Raw genomic sequence first — 18,849 nt, 5'->3', positions numbered from 1 at the left:
CGTCTCAGCCCGCGGCGGAATCCGCATCGGGCCGGAGCCGTACCCGCAGGGTCCGCACCCCGTTGCCGACGAAGCTGGCGTGCCTCGGCAGCTCCGGGTCGGGAACGGTGACCTCCAGCGCCGGGAACCGGCGGAACAGCTGTTCCAGCGCGATGGTCGCCTCCATCCTGGCGAGCGGAGCTCCCAGGCAGTAGTGCGGACCGTGCCCCAGGGAGAGGTTCCGGACCGCCGAGGCACTGGCCGGCCGCGTGACGTCGAAGCGGTCCGCGTCCGGACCGTGCGACGCCGTGTCACGTCCGGCCGCCGAATACCCGGCGAGTACCGGGGTGCCCTTCGGGATGACGGTCCCGTCGACAGTCAGGTCCCGGGTCGGATAGCGGAACGGGAAGTAGCTGACCGGACTGTCCCAGCGCAGCGTCTCCTCCACCACGTCCGGCCACCCGGCCCGGCCCGAGAGAACCAGGTCGAGCTGGTCCCGGTGGGCGCACAGGGCGCGCACGGCGTTGGCGATCAGGTTCAGCGTGGTCTCATGGCCCGCGATGATCATCAGGAGCAGGGTGCCGATGAGTTCGTGCTGGCTGAGCCGGTCGCCGCCCTCGTCGCGGGCGGCGATCAGCGCGGTGGTCAGGTCGTCGCCGGGCTGCTCGGCCCGGGCGGCGGCGACCGCACCCAACAGTTCCACCAGCTCCCGGTTGGCGGCCATGGCTTCCGCGGGGGCGATGTCGGTGGAGACGATCTGGTTCGACAGGTGGTGCAGACGGTCCTGATGCCGCTCGTCCACCCCGAGGAGCTCGCAGATGACGCCCAGCGGCAGCGGCAGCGCGAACCCGGCGCGCAGGTCCACCGTCCCGTCCCCCGCCGCGGCCACCGCGTCGACGCCGTCGAGCAGTTCGGCGGTGAGGAGTTCGATGCGGGGCCGCAGCTGCTCCACCCTCCGTGCGGTGAACGCCTTGCTGACCAGCGAGCGGAGCCGCCGGTGGTCCTCGTCGTCGGCGGTGGTCATGCCCTGCACGGTGGCGAATGTGCTCAGTGGCCAGCCGTCGGGGATCCTCCCCTCGCCCAGTGCGGTGAAGTGGCGTGCACCCTTGGCCACATCGGGGTGGGCGAGGAACTCCTTGAGTGCGTCGTGCCCGAGCACCGCCATCGCCGGTACCTCCCCGGGCAGCACGACGGATGCCACGGCGCCCCGGGCGAGCAGCCGCGCGTTGTCGGCGTGCGGGCATCCTCCGGCCGGGTCCATCCGGTGCGGTGCGGCCTGGTCACGTATCGGCGGAGTGTTCAACGGGCCTCTCCTGTACGGTCGTCGGCTCGAACCGGCGGCGGGTCGGGGCAGCCGGTCGGGGTCGCCGAGGCAAGGATGCAGATCCTACGGTCGTCGGCTCGAACCGGCCGCGGGTCGGGGGCTGCCGGCTCAGGCCGCTGGGGGCCACCGTCCGGCTGGCTCCGCTCACCCCGGAGCACTGGAGCCACCTCGCACCAGGCGACGTGATCACGATGTACGAAGGAAGGCCGGTGGCGGGTACGGCCACCCTCATCGAGATCGCGCCGCCCGCGCCGATCACGCGCACCTGACACGACGGGACCCGGGGCCCGCTCCCCGAGCACGCCGATGCTCACACGGGCTGGTGCCGCCGCGGCCGGCCGGTCCGCCCGGGTACGCGCGCCGGAACCGGTCCGCCCCCCGTTCACTCGGATGGCCCAGTGCGTGCGCCGGTCGTGCCCCGACCGCGGCGCCCCCTCCGTACAGGGGCGGGAGGGCAGTGGGCGCGCCGTCGCCGGGTCGGGGAGGTTGCACCGGCCATTCGGGTGAGGCGCGATGGGATCCGGAGGCGCCGCCCCTTGGTGCCCCGCCCAATCAGGACGCGCCCGGGCGAGGAGGAGACCGGTTATGGATGCCTCTGACGGTTTCACGGGTTCCGGGGAGCTCGACGGCCTGACGGTGTACGACCCGGCGGGCGAGAAGGTCGGCAGCGTGGGACGGGTGTACGTCGACGACAACACCGGCCAGCCGGACTGGATCACGGTCAAGACCGGTCTGTTCGGTATGAAGGAGAGTTTCGTACCCCTGAACGGTGCTCGCCGGGTCGGCTCCGATCTGCACATCACCCATCCGAAGGAGCGCGTGAAGGACGCCCCCAGGGTGGACGCGGACGCTCATCTCACCGTCTCCGAGGAGGAGGAGCTCTACCGGCATTACGACGCGCCGTGGCGAGGCTGAGGGGCGCTTTCCTCTGAGGGTGCGTCGTCGGACGCGGGAACCGGCGGCGGGCCCTAATCCGCCGGGCCGGGCAGGAAGCGGACCGAAGGCCGCCCGTCCGGACCGTCCCGGGTGACCACCGCCCGTACCCGGTAGACGTCCGCGATCAGGACCTCGGTGATCACCTCCGCCGGAGTGCCGGCGGCCACCACCCGCCCTTCCTTCAGGACGACGATCCGGTCGCAGAACATCGCGGCCAGGTTGAGGTCGTGCAGGGCGACGACGACGGTGACGGGCAGTGAGGTGATCAGCGACAGCAGCTCCAACTGGTGCTGGATGTCGAGATGGTTCGTCGGCTCGTCCAGCAGCAGTTCGCGGGGTTGCTGGGCGAGCGCCCGGGCGATCTGGACACGCTGGCGCTCGCCTCCGGAGAGCGTGTGCCAGGACTGGTCCCGCCGGTCGGTGAGACCGGTGCGCTCCAGCGCCTCGCGAATCGCGTCGTGGTCCGCGCCGGTCGGCGCGGACCAGGCGCGGCGGTGCGGGATGCGTCCGAGTGCCACGACGTCCCCGACGCTCAGTTCGACCTGGGTGACGGCATGCTGGTCGACGACGGCGACCCGCCGGGCCACGGTGCGTCGGCCGATCGCGGCGAGCGGCTCGCCGTCGAGCGTGACCGCACCCGCCGCCGGCACGAGCGTCCCCGCGAGCACCCGTAGCAGTGTGGACTTGCCGGAACCGTTCGGTCCGAGCAGTCCGACGGTGGCGCCGGGCGGCGGGGTGAGGGTGACCCCGTCCAGGACGAGGCGGCCGCCCGCCTCCCGGGAGACCCGTTCCGCGCGCAGGCCGGCGGCGCCGTGGCGCGTGCCGGTGATGGGGTTCATGCCACCCTCCGGGTGCGATGGAGGACGAGGACGAACGCGGGTACGCCGATGAGGGCGGTGACGACACCCACCGGCACCTCCTGCGGGTCGAGGACGGTCCGCGCGAGGGTGTCGACCCAGACCAGGAAGACCGCCCCGGCGAGCGCGGTGACGGGCAGCAGCCGCCGGTGTCCGGAGCCGGTGATCGCCCGGGCGGCGTGCGGCAGTACCAGCCCGACGAAGCCGATGGCGCCCGCCGAACTGACGAGCGCGGCGGTCAGCAGTGCGGTCGTGCAGAGCAGCACGATCCGGGTGCGGGCGACACGGACCCCGAGCGTGGCAGCGGCGTCCTGACCGAACGCGAAGGCGTCGAGGGTCCGGGCGTACCCGAGGCAGATCACCAGGGTCACGACGAGCACGGCGAAGCACACGCCCGTGTCGGTCCAGCCGACCCCGCTGAGTGAGCCGAGCAGCCAGAAGAGCACACCGCGGGTCTGCTCGGCGTCCGCCGACGTCATCACCACGAAGGAGGTGAGCGCGGAGAACAGCTGCATGGCCGCGACCCCGGAGAGGACGACCCGGTCCGCCGTGCCGCCGAGGGTGTGGCTGAGCAGGAGCACGAGCGCGAACGAGCAGAGCGCCCCGGCGAACGCGCCGGTCGAGAGGGACAGCGCTCCCCCGCCGACCCCCAGCACGACGACCAGCACCGCACCCGTCGACGCACCGGAGGAGACACCGAGCACGAACGGGTCGGCGAGCGGGTTGCGGAGCAGGGACTGCATGACCGTTCCGCACACCGCGAGCCCTGCGCCGCAGACGGCGGCGAGCAGCGTACGGGGCATGCGCAGGTTCCAGATGATGCCGTCCCGGATCGGGGTGAGCCGCGATTCACCCATGCCGAGGTGGGCGGCGACCGCGGACCAGACGTCGGCGACGGATATCCGGGCCGGGCCGATGGTGACGGCGACGGCGACGGACAGCACCAACAGCGCGACGCCCGCGCCCCACAGGGCAGCACCGCGCACCCCCCGTCCGCCGATGACGCCGCGCACGTGGATTGCGGGTGCCTTCACCGTGCGTACCGCGGTGGGCCGTTCGGTGTCCGTCACCCGGCGAGCCCGAACGACCGCAGCCCGGCGGCGACCTGCTCCAGGCCCTCGACCGTCCTGATGGACGGGTTCATGGCCTGTCCGCTGAGCAGCACGTACCGCTTGTGCCGGACGGCGTCCATGTTCTTCGTCACGGGGTCGGACTCCAGGAACTCGATCTTCTTGGCGGCGCTCTCTGCGGTCTGGGCCTTGCGCGTCAGGTCGCCTATGACCAGAACGTCGGGGTTGCGGTCGGCGACGGTCTCCCAGTTGATCTGCGGCCATTCCTCGTGGGTGTCGTCGAAGGCGTTCTTCGCGCCGAGTTCCCTGGTGATGATGCCGGGTGCCCCGCAGCAGCCTGCCAGGTAGGGGGACTTGGAGTCCGAGAACCAGTAGAGGAGTGAGGTTCCGGAGGCGTTCACGCCGTCCGTCGCCTCATTCACCCGCCCCCGCAGCTGTGCGACGAGCCTGTCCCCGCGCTCGGGGACGCCGAACACCTGGGCAAGTTCGTGTACTTCACGGTAGACGCTGTCCATGGTCAGTGCCTCGGTCCGCGCTCCGTCGCCACCGCCGCTGTTGTCCTTGCCGGTGCAGTCGGCGGGCGACACGTAGGTCGGGACGCCGAGTTCCTCGAACTGTTCGCGCGGAGCGACGCCGCCCTTGGCGAGGGTGGACTCGAACGACGCGCTGACGAAGTCGGGTTCCTGGTCGAGGACCTTCTCCGACGAGGGCCGGTTCTCCGAGATCCGCGCCACCTTCGCGTTGGCCTTCTCCAGCCCCTTCATCACCGGGTCGGTCCAGGTGGCGGTCGCAGCCAGCCGGCCGGCGAGGCCGAGGGAGAGCAGGATCTCCGTCGACCCCTGGTCGACGGAGACGGCGTGGTGCGGAGCGGCTTCGACGGTGACGGTGGGGCCGCAGTTCCTGAGCGTCACCGGATAGCCTGCGCCCCCGGCGGGCTCGGCCCCGGATCTGTCGGTGCCGCCGCCGCAGGCGGTCAGCAGGAGAAGCGCCACCGAGAGCAGGGCAGCGGTGCGGGCGGGGCTGGCTATGGACGGCACGGAGTCCCTCTGCGTCTCAGGGCCCATGCGCGGGGCCCGGTGTACGGAGTACTGCCGCCCGGCACCGGGCGGCAGTTGCCAGCAGGTCTTCGGACTCGGGTTCCTTCGGACGGGACGCCTTCCCGGGGCATCCGTGGATGCGTCCCAGTGGCCGTGGCCCCGTCCGTCCCCCTCACCGCTGCGCGTCAGTTCCGGATTCGCACCGGATTCCCTGACCCCTACGTGGAGTTTGACTGGCTTCGGCAAGCTATCACGCGGCTCCGCGTGCCCCGGTGGCGGTGCGGTCGCCGGTGCGGGTACGGCCGCAGTGCCCCGGCCGGGCTAAGTCCGGCCGGAGCCCGAAGTCCTTCGGGGCTGATCATGTTGCCGGTGCGGCCGGCATACAGGTCCATGATGCGGGCGGCCTTGGGCCGGAACTTCGGATCGCGGATGAAGATCCAGGACCGGTACTGCCAGGGCTTGAGTGTGTCGTCGCGCAGCCAGCGGCGGACGGTGGAGGCGGAGATCGAGTCGGCGATGCGGCGGACGACGACCTCACGTGCCAGTTCCGGGCACGACCAGCGCGACAGCGGGGTGCCGGTCTCGGCGGGCAGTTGGCAGGCCAGGGCCTTGACCTCGGCGACCTGCACCGGGGTGAAGCGTCGTGGACGGCTGCAGCGCCTGCGGTCGGCCAGGGCAGCCAGGCCGCCGTCGGCGAAGCGGACCCGCCAGGTGCGCACGTGGCCAGGTGCGCTCCCGTTTCGCGGGCGATCGCTGCGTTGCCCCGCCCCCGGGCAGCCTGCAGCACGATCTGCGCCCGCAGGCGGTCACGGTGCGGGGTCCTGTGGCCGTAGGCCGCTTTCTTGAGCCGGTGCCGTTCGGCGGCGGTCACGACGATCGGGCGCGCAGTGGCTACGGGCAAGGCAGGCAGGCCGTTCAGCAGAAGCGGATCAGGGCACCCGGAGCCTCCCGCATCCAGCCCGGCTGTTGGCCGCCCAGGTCCATCAGATGATGAACAAGCTGTCCGGCCCGCCGATCCGGCGGATCGCCTCCAGGGGATACGGGGTCTGCCTGCTCTCAAAACGGAACTCGCGGTAGTAGTCCGTCATCACTGCGGCGATCGGGGCGTGGCGGGTGAGGATCGCCGCGACCTGCGACGGGATTCCCGTCGGAGGTTCCCCTCGGGCGCAGGCGTGCACGAACGCGCTGCGCTCGTCCCGCTCGTACCCGTACAGGGCAGTGACGAGCCACTGCACAAGGTGGGTGACGGTGTAGCAGCGGTCATAGGTCTGGTGTTCGGCGAAGAAGTCGGCCTCCTCCTTCGACAGGTCGAACCGGGAGGAGATCGCGAGGCCGTAGTCCGTGAAGAACAGACGCTTGCCGTCGGTGAGGATGTTCTGGAAATGGCCATCGAAATGCAGGAGCCCGCGGGCGTTCATGAAAGAGGTTCCGGCCTCAAGTTCCTTCGCCACCATGGTGCATGCCTGCTCGGCCGTCTCATCGTCGGCTTTGACCTGAATGTCCAGCCAGTCGTGCAGGTTCTGCGGGATGTACTCCAGGAACAGTGCGACGCTCGCCGAGGAGTCCCGCAGCGCCTCGATCCGGTGGCGCACCTGCGGTTTGCCTCCCCAGTAGGCGACAGCCTTCTCCACGTCGGCCAGTTGCTCGGGCAGCGCCTGCCCGGGGTGCGGCAGCACCCGCCAGTGGTACATCAGGGGAAAGCCCTCATGGTCTTGTGCGAGCACCCAGTTCGTCGTCATGGTGTGCACGGCCAACTCCCGCCAGGCCCCCCATCCCGGGCTTCCGGGAACCCCGAGGCCGGGATGGCAGAAGGTTGGAAGCTCGAAGAGGTTCGCCGTGGATTGGACGTTCTCCAGCTGCCTTTCCAGATCGGTCAGCGGCAGCCGCTTAACGAAGACCGGGGTTCCGCCGACCTCCAGCAGCGCTGAGGTCCCGCCGATGCCAGAACCCATCGGCGTAGCCGTATCCACAAGGTCGCGCAGTTCGCGATCACTGCACAGCGCCAGCGATGTGGAGACGGCACTGTAGGCCGCCAAACGCGCACCACGCGACGCGTCGAAGCTCTCGACGGCTACCTCCACCAGGGCACCAACCTCTCTGAAATACCTGGGCCCGTCCAAAGGGCGCGCACACGCGACACATAGCCCTGCGGTTCGCCCCTGGCACGGGCGAAGGGAATCCAGGACCCGTTTGTGAACGCGGATCCGAACACCCATTTGGCCGCACTGTACGTGAAGATCGACAACAAGGTCGGGCGAACACGATGCCCCGGCAGACCGCCACTGCTCAGCGACTCGGATCTGGTCTGTCTCGCCGTGGTCGAGCTCCATCCGCACCGTCTTCGACGCCCGGACCGCGAACACACCCTCCAGGCCCAGGAGGCAACCCCCTAAGGACTTCCGGACCCCGCTCCTTCCCCCACCCTCCGATTGCCCGCCGGGCTAAGGACTCCGCAGGGCGACCACGGCGTTGTGGCCACCGAACCCGAACGAGTGGCTGACGGCCCGCCGGACAGGCAGTCTGAGGGGCTGTTTGGTGACGCATTCGATGTCGAACCCCGGCGCAGGGGCGTCCAGGTTGGCGATCGGCGGTACGACACCGTGCTGGAGCGTGAGGACCGTCAGCCCCGCCTCGATGGCACCGGCCGCCCCCATACAGTGACCCAGTACCCCCTTGGGGGCGGTGACGGGCGGCCGGTGCGGATAGACCCGGCCGATGAGGGCTGCCTCGGTGGCATCGTTGAGCAGCGTCGACGTGCCGTGCGCGTTGACGTGTTCGACGTCCTCGGCCCGCCAGCCCGCGTCCCGCAGCGCGGCCTCGACCGCTGCCCGGGCGACGGTGCCGGACGGGAGCGGGCTGGTCGGATGGTGGGCGTCGGTGGTGGCGCCCGCTCCGGCGAGCAGAGCCCTCGGCGCCGCGCCCCGGGCCTCGGCGTCGTCGGCCCGTTCCAGCACCATCACGGCGGCGCCCTCGCCCATCACCAGCCCGGCGCGGTCGGCCGCGAACGGCCGGCACAGCAGGGCCGGGTCGCCGTCACCGCGGGCCGCGGCGCCGGACCGGGCGAATCCGGTCATGGCGACCGGGAAGACGATCGACTCGGTGGCTCCGGCGATCGCGAGATCGCACTGCCCGGTGACCAGGAGGTCGCGGGCCGTGGACAGTGCGGTGACGCCGGACGAACAGGCGGTGCACGGCGCCAGGCTGGGACCGGTGGCCCCCATCTCGATGGCGATCTCCGCCGCGGGCATGTTCGGAATGGTGAGGAGAATGCCCGACGGCGAGGTGGCCTCCGGCCCCCGACGGTCCAGCGCGACCGCCTGTTCGGTCAGCCTCGCGGACCCTCCGCTGCTGGTGCCGATGACCACGGCGACCCGGCTGCCGTCCCAGACGGCGGGGTCGAGTCCGGCGTCCGCGACGGCTTCCCGTGCGGCGAGGACGGCCAGCTTGACGTACTTCCCCATCCGGTACGCCGTGCGGCCGCCGACCGCTTCGTCCAGGTCGATGCCCGACACCGTACAGGCGAAGTCGATCTCGCAGCCCCGGAGCGAGGGGACCGTTCGGGCCTGTGAGACCCCGGTGCAGACCCCGGCCCAGGTGGTTGCGGTGTCGTTGCCGGCCGGGGTGATCATCCCCAGGCCGGTGATGGCGACGGCGGGCCTGTTCATCGGGGGCTGCTCGTCGCTGCCTCGCCGCTCGCCGGAACCTCGGCGACGGCCGCCGCGCCGATGAACTCCGTGATGTCCGCCAGGGTGGCGTTCCTGTACAGCTGATCGGGGTCGGCGTGGATGCCCAGCGTCTCCTTGATGATGGCGGCGAATTCGGCGACGGCGAGGGAGTCCATCTCCAGGCTGTCCATCGTGGAATCCGGCAGGATCTCGGCGGCGGGCACTTTGAAGGTGTGCGCGAGGACCTCGGTGATCCTGGGATGAATGGCGGTCACGATCTTCCTCTTCCCTGTGGCGTACGGGTGCGCGGGACCGGGAATGCACCGTCCCGACGCCGGAGTAACTGGCTGCCGATCGTCCGGTTACGCCTGGCGTCGAACCGATTCACCAGCGCGCACCGACGGCTGCGTACACCGGGCGAGGAGGGCTGCCGTGCCCCAGTACGCCAGCAGAACGGCCCGCACACCGAGGACCTCGGCCGTCTTCCGCACCTGGCGCATCAGCCCGGCCCCGCGGTCCTCCCGGGCGCTCACCGGGCCGCCTCGGCTGCCGCTCCGGTCTGCCAGGGGGCGCCCGGGTCGTCGTAGGCATCGGCGTAGTCCGGCCGCGCGATCGGCCAGTCGGCGAGCACTTCCTCCGGCAGCGCGAAGGACTCGACCAGAGCGGGCAGATGCCCGGCGACCCCGGTGACGAGCTGTTCGACGGACTCGGGCAGGGCCCGGACCTGCGTAGGGGTCAGGGAACCGGTGGCGAGCAGATCGCCGCTGTTGCGGTCCACCCACCGGAGGGCGAACAGCCGCTCCAGTTCGGCCAGCCGCTCGCGGGCCGGCCCCTCGGGGAGAGCGGCGACCGCTTCCGCGTACGCCTCGGCCGCCAGCCGGTGGGCGTGGGCCTCCACGCCGCGCAGAGCCGGCCCGGACGCGGCGTTCCACCGCCCCAGCGCATCACCTTGCGGTGCCCCGCTCATCCGGTTTCCGGCCCGGGCGAACCAGATGTCCTCCACCTGCCTGTGCAGCCGCCCGAGGAATCGGGGGTCGGTGAGATCTCCGGGGGCCGCACCGGGAACACCGCCGCCCGCGACCGGTGCGGCGGCGAAGAGCATTTCGGCGGCCGCTTTGGCGTGGATGGCGAGGTTGTCGCCCTCTGCGGTGACCACCGCTTCGGCGCCGGCGAGCAGTTCGGCCATGCCGTTGTTCTCCAGCAGCGCCTGTGCACCGCACCGTTCACGGCATTCGACGACAACGTCGCGGGCCCGCCAGGTGATCCAGCCCTTGGCGACGGCGACCAGCCGTTCCGTCTCCGCCCGCCCGCCCTCCGTGCCGCCCGCGAGCTGCGCCTCCCAGCGGTCGAGCGCCCTGCGGTGCAGCAGACTCATCGCGAACACGGTGGCCATGGCTTCGGCGAGCGGACCGTGGTGGCTGCGGTGGGCGATGACCGGCACCCGCTGCGCGGCACGGGGCCCGGAGATGTAGCGGTGGCCGCCGTAGCGGACGGCGACGGCGAGTGCCGTGCGCGCGGATCCGACCGCACCGGCGCTCATGGAGAGCTTGCCGACCGTTACGCGCCCGATCGAAGTGAGGAGGCGGCGCCTGCGGTTGGGCAGCGCACTGCTGAACTCCCCGTCGTCGCCGATGCGTCCGTGCGCGCCGCCGAGCAGGGCGTCGCGCTCCACGAAGACCTGGTCGAACGAGGTCAGACAGTGGTCGACCGGGCTGCCCAGGCGCACCGGGAGCCGACGGACCCGCACCCCGGGGAGCGGCCGTACCTCATCGGTGAGCGGCACCAGGAAGAGGAAGACGCCGTGGTCGGCGTCGTCGGCCAGCAGGCGCGCCGCGACCAGTCCGGTCTTGGGGCCGCCGGCCGGACTGGTGTTGGGCATGAACTTCTGTGCCCCGGAGTGCGGGGTGTGCAGGACGAATCCGTCCCGCCCCCGGTGGTAGGTGGCCGTGGTCTCGACGGCCGCCGCGTCGTTGCCGTGTGCCACCTCCGTGCAGAGGAAGGTGCCGATGCGCCGCAACTCCAGGAATTCCGACAGATCACGGCGGCTGTCGCCGTCGTGGTCGAGGAGGCTGCCCAGGAAGAGGTTGTAGTGGATGCCCGCGACGGTGGTGAGCGCCGGGTCGACCGGGCCGAGCCACTCGTGCATCGCCGCGAGGGCGCGCGGGTCGGAGGCGGGCCGGGCCGCGCTGTCGAGCGTGCCGTTGAGGATCCTCAGCCGTTCGTACGCAAGTGAGAGACGCTCGTCGGGGGTGAGGTCTCCCCGGCGGCGGAACGGCTGGGTGGAGACCAGCCGCCGCCAGGGACCGTGCTCCCGGCGGAAGTCTCCGCCGAGGAGCACACCCTTCAGCAGGTCGGTGGTGGACAGGGCCGGGTCGGTGGCGATCGTTGCGGTCACGCCGTGGTGAACGATCCTGGAACGGCGAGGACACACCTTCGCCGCGTCCGCCGGGCGGGCGAGCGGGACCGACGTGCCGGTGGGACGGACGGTCAGACGCGTGCGAAGGCCAGCGCGACATTGTGTCCGCCGAAGCCGAAGGAGTGGCTGACGGCACGCTCGACGGGCTGATGCCGGGGAGCCTTCGTCACACAGTCGAGCTCGAAGCCGTCCGGCAGCGCGTCCAGATTGGCGATCGGCGGCACGATGCCCTGTTCCAGGGTGAGCACGGTCGCCACCGCCTCGATCGCGCCGGCGGCGGCGAGGGTGTGCCCGAGCACGCCCTTCGGGGCGGTGACCGAGGGCCGGTGCGGGAAGAGCCGGGAGATGAGCGCGGTCTCCATCGCGTCGTTCAGCGGGGTGGACGTGCCATGGGCGTTGATGTGGCCGACCTCGCCGGGCGCCCAGCCGGCCTGGTGGAGCGCCGCTTCCACCGCCCACTGGGCACCGTGGCCATCGGGTGCCGGGGCGGTGGGATGGTGCCCGTCGGTACTGAACCCCGCGCCGGCCAGCAGCGCGCGCGGCCGTCCGCCCCGGGCAAGGGCGTCGTCGGTCCGCTCCAGTACGACCACGGCGGCACCCTCGCCGAGGACGAACCCGTCCCGGTCCGCGGCGAACGGCCGCGAGGCGCCCGCCGGGTCGCAGGTACGTGTGGAGAGTGCCCCCAGTTTCGCGAAGGCCGAGACCACCAGCGGTGTCAGAGCGGCCTCCGCCCCGCCCGCCACCACGGCATCGCAGCGGCCGCTGGTCAGCAGGTCACGGCCGACCGCGATCGCGGTCGCCCCGGACGCGCAGGCGGTGGCCGGTGCCAGGCTCGGACCGTGGGCACGGAGCGCGATCGCGAGCTCTCCGGCCGCCGCGTTCGGGATCATCATCGGCACCAGGAGCGGAGAGACTGTCTCCGGACCTTCTTCATCCAGTTTGCGCAGGTTGTCGACGAGCAGGGAGACGCCTCCCACACCCACGCCGAGCACTACACCGACCCTGGTCCCGTCCCAGTCGTCCGGTGAGAGCCCGGCGTCCGCGACGGCCTGCCGGGCTGCGATCAGCGCCAGTTTCACGAACCGGGCCATCCGCCACACCGACCTCCCGCCCACCGCCGTGTCCAGGTCGAGTCCGTCGACCGGACAGGCGAAGTCGACCGGAAGGCCGGCCAGTTCGTCGCAGCGCCGCGCCACGGAGCGTCCCGCGCACAGCCCGGCCCAGAAGGTGTGCTCGTCGGTGCCCGCGGGGGTCACCACTCCCACTCCCGTCACCGCGACACCGGTGTCGGCGTGTCCCATGTCCCATTCCTTCCGTCGCGCACGGTGCGTGGCCCGTGCGGGTGCCCGGCCGGCGAAGGGGCGGCCGTCGCACGTCGTCACTCACGCCTCTGCTGCCGAACGGCGTTCGCCCCGGTGAGGATGCGTTCACTGGGCCGAACGAGGGTGGGCCGCGCCCGGGAACGCGCCCGGCTCACTCGGGAGGGCCGTCCGCTCCCCCGTATGCATCAACCCGCCGCGCCGCACAGACGCGCGCGGCATCCCCTTGAGGCATGGCATCACCGGACCGGAACGAGTCGAAGCCCCTCTCAGCGGGCGACGAACTGGACTCGCTGCGCGCGCGGGTGGCGCGGCTGGAGACACGTAGTCCGCCACGCTCCCGGCCGCGATTCCGGTCGTTCTTCGCCGTGCTGCTGATCCTCCTCGCGGCCCTGCTCACTCCGCTGAGCGCCGTCGCCGCGTGGGCCAGGAACGACGTCGGCGACACCGACCGCTATGTGGCGATGGTGACCCCCTTGGCCTCCGACCCCGACGTGCAGCACGCGGTGTCGAAACGGGTCACCGACGTTCTGATGACGCATCTCGACGTCCATTCCCTGGTCCAGCAGGTGGCACCTGCGGACCGGCCCGTTCTCGACAAGGCGCTGGGTCGGCTCAGCGCCCCGCTCACCGCGGGCATCACCGACTTCGTGCAGGGAACCGTGGACAAGTTCGTGGCCTCCGACGCCTTCGAGAAGGTGTGGGTCGGCCTCAACCGGAACGCCCACGCGGCGGTCGTCAAGGCTCTGACCGGCAGCGGCGGCGGGGCGGTGAAGCTCACCGACGACACCGTCGTCATCGATCTCGCCCCGGTGATCGACCGGGTCAAGCGACTCCTGGTCGACCAGGGGCTGACGATCGCCGCCAAGATCCCCGAGGTCCACACGGACTTCACCGTGCTGACCTCCGACGCGATCGGCAAGGCGAAGAAGGGGTTCCTGGTGTTGCAGCTCGCCGGCTTCTGGTTGCCGCTGCTGACCCTGCTCCTCGCCGCGGGCGGGGTGCTGCTCGCGGTGCGCCGGCGCCGGGCCCTGGTCACCGCGGCACTCGCGGTCGCGGTGGGCGGCGCGGTCCTGGGTCTGGCCCTGTCGGTGTTCCGCGCGTTCTATCTGGACAGCCTGCCGGACACGGTGTCGCAGCCGGCGGCCGCATCCGTCTTCGACGCGCTGGTCGTCTATCTGCGCGGCGTGGTCAGGCTGGTGGTCACGCTGGGCGTGGTGGTGGCGCTCGCTGCCTGGCTCTCGGGCGGGGGCCGGGCCGCCACCCGGGTCAAGGCCATGTGGAACGGTGGCATCGGGGCCGTACGCGACGCGGCCGGACTCACCGGCGGGCCCGTCGGCGCGTGGGTGCACCGGGCGAAGCGCTGGCTCAACTGGACGGTCGTCGTGGTGGCCGCCGCGGTCCTGCTGGTGTGGGACCGGCCGACCGGGCTGGTCACGGTGTGGATCGCCCTGGGAGCGCTGTTCGCCCTCGCGGTCGTGGAGTTCCTCGACGACGACAGCACACCCCATCTCCTCCCGGCGCCGCACGGTTGACCGTACGTCGGACGTGCCGCTGACGACCCGCCAGGACTCCCGCGGGCCGGCAGTGGCACGGCCGGCTTCAGACGCGCGGGAGTGCCGCGTGCAGCTCCCGCGCGTCGGGCGGGTTGGCGCCGGCGCGGGCGACGGTCAGCGCGGCGGACGCCGCCGCGTGCCGCAGCACATCGGTGACGGTCACAGGATCGATCGCGTGCAGTCCGGCGCGTCCTGCGGAGCCGAGCAGCCCGTGCGCGGCGAGGGCGTGCAGGGCGCCCGACATGAACGCGTCGCCCGCCCCCACCGTGTCGACGACCTCCGTACGCGGTGCGCCGACCACGGCCCGGGCGCCCGGGGTGAAGGCCAGCGCGCCGTCGGCCCCCCGGGTGACGAGCACGAGAGCGGGGCCGCCGGTGGCGAGCCACTCGGCGGCCACGGACTCGGGGGACCGCCCCGGGTACAGCCAGTCCAGGTCCTCGTCGCTGGCCTTGACCACGTCGCTCAGGGCGACACACCGCTCCACCCGGCGGACGGCCGTGGCGTGGTCGCCCATCAGGGCGGGCCGCACATTGGGGTCGTAGCTGACGGTCGCGGTGGTACGCAGCGACTCGACCGCGGCGACGACGGTGGCCGCCCCCGGCTCCATCACCGCCGCGATCGAGCCGGTGTGCACATGGTGCGGCGGCCGCTCCGGCACCACCGCGGAGAGTGTCCAGGTGATGTCGAAGGTGTACGCGGGCCGACCTCCTGCGTCCAGGGCCACCGACGCGGACGGGGTGGGCGCGATGGAACCGTCCGTCCGCAGCACCACTCCGGCCGAGGTCAGGTGGTCCGCGATCAGCCGGCCTCCGTCGTCCGGTCCGAGCTGGGTGAGCAGGGTGCTGCAGCGGCCCAGTCTGGCCAGTCCGTACGCGACGTTGGCCGGACTGCCGCCGGGGTGGACCCGGTCGGCCTCGTGCGGCAGCCGGACGATGTCGGCGACGCACTCGCCGATGACCAGGAAACCGAGCGGGTCGGGCGCGTCGAGGGGGTCGGCCGTGTCGTGCATGGGCGGGATGTCTCCTAGCGTGCGCGTACCTGCGTGTCCTGGCGGCGTGCGCCGCCAGGACACATTCAAGTCGGATCCTCCCCCTCGCGGCCCGGTCGCGGCCACATCGATGTCCGCGGGCCGCGGGTGAACCAGGGTCCGATCGCCCCGGCGCGGATCCGCAGCGGTGGCGCCGTCGCGGGGCCCGCCGGATGGCCCCGCGCGACGCTCACCTGCATCCCATGGCCGGCCTGACGGCGGGCCAGGCCTCCACCCCGTCCGATGTCCGGACGTAGGCCCTGGATGTGTCGTCCGTCAGCCACAGTTCCCGGTCGTCCAGGTGGTACCCCGTGGAGTGCGCACCGGCCGGCATGACGACGTCCCCGTCGTAGGCGGACGTGAGCATGCCTGACGGGAGTACGCCCTTCGGGTCGCGCGCGTACACCTTCCGGTCGGCGGAGCCCTCGTCCGAACCCGCGTCCAGTTCGAGGAAGTCCGCGTCCTGCCAGTCGCAGTGCTCCGCCCCCGCCGAACTGTTCAGCCTGGATATGGGCACCCGGTGGCCGTCCCGGTCGGTCCAGACCCGGTACGGCTGCTTGTCCGTATAGCTCGACGGCAGCTCCGCCGGGTCGCACCGGGCCGAGGTCTCCGGCCCCCAGCCCGGGCGTCCCTTGCGGTCCTTGGCGACCACGACGGCGATCTTCGTCCTGCGGTGCACGTCGAAGGAGTACAGCACCCGGCCCGCTTCCTCGTGTTCCACCCGGTAGCCGTACCGGGGCACGTCGGGCTGCTCGATCTCGAAGTACAGCTTCAGCCCTTCCTCCGGTGTCGCCCCACCGTCGCCGTTGCTCCAGGGCTCGCTGCCACCGCCGGCGTAGATGTCCCCGTCGCACTCCAGAGCGCGGCCCGCGGCCCCGGATTCCGTCTTCCGCGCCTGTGGACCGTCCGTCTCGACGGTCTTGGACGGGACGTACAGCGGACCTCGGTAGGGAGCCGCGGGCGGACTCCCCTCGATCACGAGATCCTCGGAGGCGCCGGCACCGCACGCCCCCGCCGACAGTGCCGTCACCAGCGCCACCACGACCGATCCGCCCACCCTGCGTCCGTACATGCCCCACCCCTGTCCGCCATCGGTCGTTGCTGTCGCCGGTCGGTGCTGTCGCCGGTCGGTGCTGCCGCCGGTCGGACGCAGCGGGTGATCCGGCGGTTCCGGTGCGCTCTATCCCTGCCGCGCCGCTTCCACCGCGTCCGCCACGAGCGTCAGGAATCGCGCATGGGTCTGAGGACTGCAGACCGGCTCCGGGTTCCACGGCACGACCGCGGCCGCGCGCTCCAGCGCCGACCAGTCCGCGTTCGACCGGAGGCGGTCCACGGGCGTGGCGTTGGACCGGATGTCGGTGAGCACGACGGCGGGCCGCAGTTCCGCCGCTGCCGCCCAGCCGGCCGTCGACCAGTTGGCACCGGGTCCTTCGGCAGGCTCCACCAGATCGACCCCCAGCTCCGTCAGCACGCGCAGCTCCGGCCACATGCGGGGGCGGGCGAGATGTGCCTGCTCCTGCCCGGCCGGCGACAGGGCGAGAACCCTGGGGCGGGACGGGCCGGCGCCGAGGGCGCGCAGGCGGTCGCGGACGGTGTCCAGGTCCTGCGTCGCCGCCGGTGTCCCCCCGGCACCGAGCGAGCGGGCCAGCTCGGCGAAGCGCTCCCCGATCCCGTCGAAGCTGCGTGCCTGGCCCACGTCCACAACGACGACCGGGACGTGCTCCTCAAGATGTTTGGCGGTCTCCGGGGCCAACCCGTAGACGTGCCCTCCCCCGTAGCTGACCGCGACGACCAGATCCGGTGCCCCCCGCAACAGGGTGTCCACGTCAAGTGCGCTGCCCGCGCCGAGGTAGTCGACCTCGTCCGGTGGCAGCGATCCGGTCTTGGCCCGGTCGGGCACGGCGCCGTCGTGGTCCGAGCCGAATATCCCGCTCGGGCGTATCCCGTGGTCCCAGAGCGTGGCTCCGGCCTGGACGTAGGCGAGCACACGCGACGGGCGCCGTCCGGCGGTCGACAGTTGTCCACGGTCGTCGGAGAACTGCCACACGGTCTGCTCGCTCACGTCGCGCACCCCTCTGCACCCGGCCGGCCCGGCCCGGTCCCGGACTCGTACACCAGTACCTGCCCAGGTGCTGGCCGCGCCATCCCTCGGCCGGCCCTGTCGGAGCCCGCTCCCGCATCTTCTGGACGGCGGCGACTCGCTCGTGGTCATGACCGGCCTGACGTCCGGCGGTCCGTGGCCCCATGTGATCCTGTCGGCATGAGCACCCCCTCACCGATCGCCGTCGATCGCCGCCCCGGCCGCGACCTCGCCCCCGCCGCCGCGGAGGGGCTGGCCGGACTGCTCGCGGACTACCACCTCCAGACGCAGGCGGAGAAGGGCGAGGCCGTCGCCGGTGTGACGGAGCTTCCCGACCGGTACCGTTCCGAGATCACTGATCCGCGCTCCGCCTTCCGCGACGATCTCGTCCTGCTGGCGTCGTGCGGAGGCACGCCGGCGGGCTGTCTCGTCGTGACCTCCCCGGTGGGGGGAGGCGCGGAGGTCAAGCGGCTGTGGACGGCCCCAAAGTTCCGGGGCGTCGGCGTCGCGTCCCGGCTGATCGGCGCCGCGCTCGCGTACACCGACGAGCACGGAGTCCGCACGGTCCGCCTCTCCGTGTGGAAGTGGCGGACCGGCGCCGTCGCTCTGTACGAACGGCTCGGCTTCACGGTCACGGACCCGTGGGAAGCACGGGACCGGCTGGTGTGCATGGAACGCCGCACGGCCTGAGCACAGCGCACCGGCGCTTCCCGGGCCGCCGCTTCCGGCACCCGGCCGCGACGGCCCTGCGACCCGGACTCCTTGCGGTGTCGAGGCGTTCGGTGTCGAGACCGGGCCGGCCCGCTACAGGCCCGGGGCGGTGCTCCGTCCCAGGTATGTGACCGGTCCTGGGCCGGGAACGTCGATCTCGGTGAATCCCAGGCGGTCGTAGAACGCTCGCGCCGGGGTGTTCGACGTGAGCATGGAGAGGTGCACGGCCTCCACCCCCTTCGCCCGGAGGGCCGCCAGGAATGTGCGCATCAGCGCCCTGCCGTATCCCTTCCGCTGCCAATCGGGCAGCAGATCGATGTGCAGGTGTGCCGGGTGGGCGGCCAGTTCGGGCAGGACCATCCGCTCGGGATTGTGCAGGAGGGCGGTCATCTCCTCGCTGGGGGTGTCCGGCGGGCCTTCGGGCTGCGGGAAACGGTCCTCGACCAGAGGCAGCCACCGCTTGCGGAATTCCGTCACGAACCGCGGCGTGTCGGCGGTCCCCAGGATGTAGCCGACTGCCCGGCCCGTACCGTCGTCGATCACGAAGGCCAGATCGGGCTCGAGGTACGCATAGGGCGTGGCGAAGATCGTGGGCATCAGTTCCAGGTCCGGATACAGATGCCGGGAGTCGCCGCCGTTGTCGGCCGTGCGGACGCAGATGTCCGAGAGGGCCGCATGGTCGTCGGGGTGGTAGGCCCGTGGGCCCGCAGGCTTGGTCACCCGCCCATCGTGCCGAATCTGGGAGCGCTCCCACAAGGCTCCTTGGGCGGAAATCGCGGGCATCCTCGCGCGGCATCTACCTCGCCGGGGGAAAAATCCCGCAACACGTGCGCGTTCCGTGTCGATCCGGAAGGCAGCCGTTCGTATAGAGG

At 71.9% G+C, this 18,849-nt stretch carries 18 protein-coding genes, 1 pseudogene and 1 riboswitch; of the genes and pseudogenes, 4 read left to right on the top strand and 15 right to left on the bottom strand.

Annotated features, from left to right (window positions below; translation table 11 throughout):
• Positions 1-4: 4 nt before the first annotated feature.
• Positions 5-1,240, bottom strand: coding sequence for a cytochrome P450 (locus tag ACFVXE_RS27315; protein ID WP_389675028.1), 1,236 nt, complete (start codon positions 1,238-1,240; stop codon positions 5-7).
• 648 nt (positions 1,241-1,888) lie between these two features.
• Here ACFVXE_RS27315 and ACFVXE_RS27310 point away from each other — a divergent pair.
• Positions 1,889-2,197: pseudogene (locus tag ACFVXE_RS27310) on the top strand (PRC-barrel domain-containing protein); the annotation flags it as partial.
• A gap of 74 nt (positions 2,198-2,271) precedes the next feature.
• Here the strand turns inward: ACFVXE_RS27310 and ACFVXE_RS27305 are convergent.
• From ACFVXE_RS27305 to ACFVXE_RS27285, 5 genes are all read right to left on the bottom strand, one after another.
• Entirely contained in the window at positions 2,272-3,078 is an 807-nt protein-coding gene (locus ACFVXE_RS27305; protein ID WP_389674994.1) for an ABC transporter ATP-binding protein, read from the bottom strand.
• On the bottom strand, positions 3,075-4,115 hold the full coding sequence (locus ACFVXE_RS27300) for a FecCD family ABC transporter permease (RefSeq protein ID WP_389675026.1): 1,041 nt from the start codon (positions 4,113-4,115) through the stop codon (positions 3,075-3,077). Before ACFVXE_RS27300 ends, ACFVXE_RS27305 begins: the two co-directional genes overlap by 4 nt.
• Before the next feature lie 47 nt (positions 4,116-4,162).
• Positions 4,163-5,203, bottom strand: coding sequence for an ABC transporter substrate-binding protein (locus tag ACFVXE_RS27295; protein WP_389674993.1), 1,041 nt, complete (start codon positions 5,201-5,203; stop codon positions 4,163-4,165).
• 62 nt (positions 5,204-5,265) lie between these two features.
• A riboswitch (cobalamin riboswitch) is annotated at positions 5,266-5,456 on the bottom strand.
• Positions 5,422-5,922 (bottom strand): helix-turn-helix domain-containing protein, encoded by a 501-nt coding sequence (locus ACFVXE_RS27290; RefSeq protein WP_389674991.1) that lies wholly within the window; start codon positions 5,920-5,922, stop codon positions 5,422-5,424. Its footprint overlaps the riboswitch before it by 35 nt.
• Before the next feature lie 264 nt (positions 5,923-6,186).
• Complete coding sequence (locus ACFVXE_RS27285; protein WP_389674989.1) at positions 6,187-7,284, bottom strand: protein kinase family protein; 1,098 nt, start codon at positions 7,282-7,284, stop codon at positions 6,187-6,189.
• 111 nt (positions 7,285-7,395) lie between these two features.
• Here ACFVXE_RS27285 and ACFVXE_RS27280 point away from each other — a divergent pair, with 111 nt between their 5' ends.
• Positions 7,396-7,596, top strand: a complete 201-nt coding sequence (locus ACFVXE_RS27280) for a hypothetical protein (RefSeq protein ID WP_389674987.1) — start codon at positions 7,396-7,398, stop codon at positions 7,594-7,596.
• Positions 7,597-7,644: 48 nt separating this feature from the next.
• Here ACFVXE_RS27280 and ACFVXE_RS27275 read toward each other — a convergent pair whose 3' ends face one another.
• From ACFVXE_RS27275 to ACFVXE_RS27255, 5 genes are all read right to left on the bottom strand, one after another.
• Positions 7,645-8,868 (bottom strand): beta-ketoacyl-[acyl-carrier-protein] synthase family protein, encoded by a 1,224-nt coding sequence (locus tag ACFVXE_RS27275; protein WP_389674985.1) that lies wholly within the window; start codon positions 8,866-8,868, stop codon positions 7,645-7,647.
• Positions 8,865-9,143 carry an acyl carrier protein gene (locus ACFVXE_RS27270; protein WP_389674983.1) on the bottom strand — a complete coding sequence of 93 codons (279 nt, stop codon included), beginning with the start codon at positions 9,141-9,143 and terminating at the stop codon, positions 8,865-8,867. Before ACFVXE_RS27270 ends, ACFVXE_RS27275 begins: the two co-directional genes overlap by 4 nt.
• Before the next feature lie 87 nt (positions 9,144-9,230).
• Positions 9,231-9,401, bottom strand: coding sequence for a hypothetical protein (locus ACFVXE_RS27265; protein ID WP_389674982.1), 171 nt, complete (start codon positions 9,399-9,401; stop codon positions 9,231-9,233).
• Positions 9,398-11,263 carry an acyl-CoA dehydrogenase gene (locus tag ACFVXE_RS27260; RefSeq protein ID WP_389674981.1) on the bottom strand — a complete coding sequence of 622 codons (1,866 nt, stop codon included), beginning with the start codon at positions 11,261-11,263 and terminating at the stop codon, positions 9,398-9,400. Before ACFVXE_RS27260 ends, ACFVXE_RS27265 begins: the two co-directional genes overlap by 4 nt.
• 92 nt (positions 11,264-11,355) lie before the next feature.
• Entirely contained in the window at positions 11,356-12,585 is a 1,230-nt protein-coding gene (locus ACFVXE_RS27255) for a beta-ketoacyl-[acyl-carrier-protein] synthase family protein (RefSeq protein WP_389674980.1), read from the bottom strand.
• A gap of 251 nt (positions 12,586-12,836) precedes the next feature.
• On the opposite strand from ACFVXE_RS27255, the gene ACFVXE_RS27250 reads away from it, so the two are divergent.
• The gene (locus ACFVXE_RS27250; RefSeq protein ID WP_389674978.1) at positions 12,837-14,138 is read left to right on the top strand and encodes a hypothetical protein; all 1,302 of its coding nucleotides are present in this window, start codon (positions 12,837-12,839) and stop codon (positions 14,136-14,138) included.
• A 67-nt stretch (positions 14,139-14,205) separates the two neighbouring features.
• Here ACFVXE_RS27250 and ACFVXE_RS27245 read toward each other — a convergent pair whose 3' ends face one another.
• From ACFVXE_RS27245 to ACFVXE_RS27235, 3 genes are all read right to left on the bottom strand, one after another.
• Positions 14,206-15,168, bottom strand: coding sequence for a carbohydrate kinase (locus ACFVXE_RS27245; RefSeq protein WP_389674976.1), 963 nt, complete (start codon positions 15,166-15,168; stop codon positions 14,206-14,208).
• A 208-nt stretch (positions 15,169-15,376) separates the two neighbouring features.
• Positions 15,377-16,258 carry a hypothetical protein gene (locus ACFVXE_RS27240; RefSeq protein ID WP_389674975.1) on the bottom strand — a complete coding sequence of 294 codons (882 nt, stop codon included), beginning with the start codon at positions 16,256-16,258 and terminating at the stop codon, positions 15,377-15,379.
• Between the two features lie 108 nt (positions 16,259-16,366).
• Entirely contained in the window at positions 16,367-17,248 is an 882-nt protein-coding gene (locus ACFVXE_RS27235) for an ABC transporter substrate-binding protein (protein WP_389674973.1), read from the bottom strand.
• A 198-nt stretch (positions 17,249-17,446) separates the two neighbouring features.
• Between ACFVXE_RS27235 and ACFVXE_RS27230 the strand changes: the two genes are divergently transcribed.
• Positions 17,447-17,956 (top strand): GNAT family N-acetyltransferase, encoded by a 510-nt coding sequence (locus ACFVXE_RS27230; RefSeq protein WP_389674972.1) that lies wholly within the window; start codon positions 17,447-17,449, stop codon positions 17,954-17,956.
• Between the two features lie 114 nt (positions 17,957-18,070).
• On the opposite strand, the gene ACFVXE_RS27225 is transcribed toward ACFVXE_RS27230, so the two are convergent.
• Entirely contained in the window at positions 18,071-18,697 is a 627-nt protein-coding gene (locus ACFVXE_RS27225; protein WP_389674970.1) for a GNAT family N-acetyltransferase, read from the bottom strand.
• Positions 18,698-18,849 lie beyond the last annotated feature (152 nt).

Source organism: Streptomyces sp. NPDC058231 (genome assembly GCF_042882275.1).
GTDB lineage: Bacteria > Actinomycetota > Actinomycetes > Streptomycetales > Streptomycetaceae > Streptomyces.
Note: the sequence above shows the minus strand (reverse complement) of the source record. Positions and strands in the feature narration are given on the sequence as shown.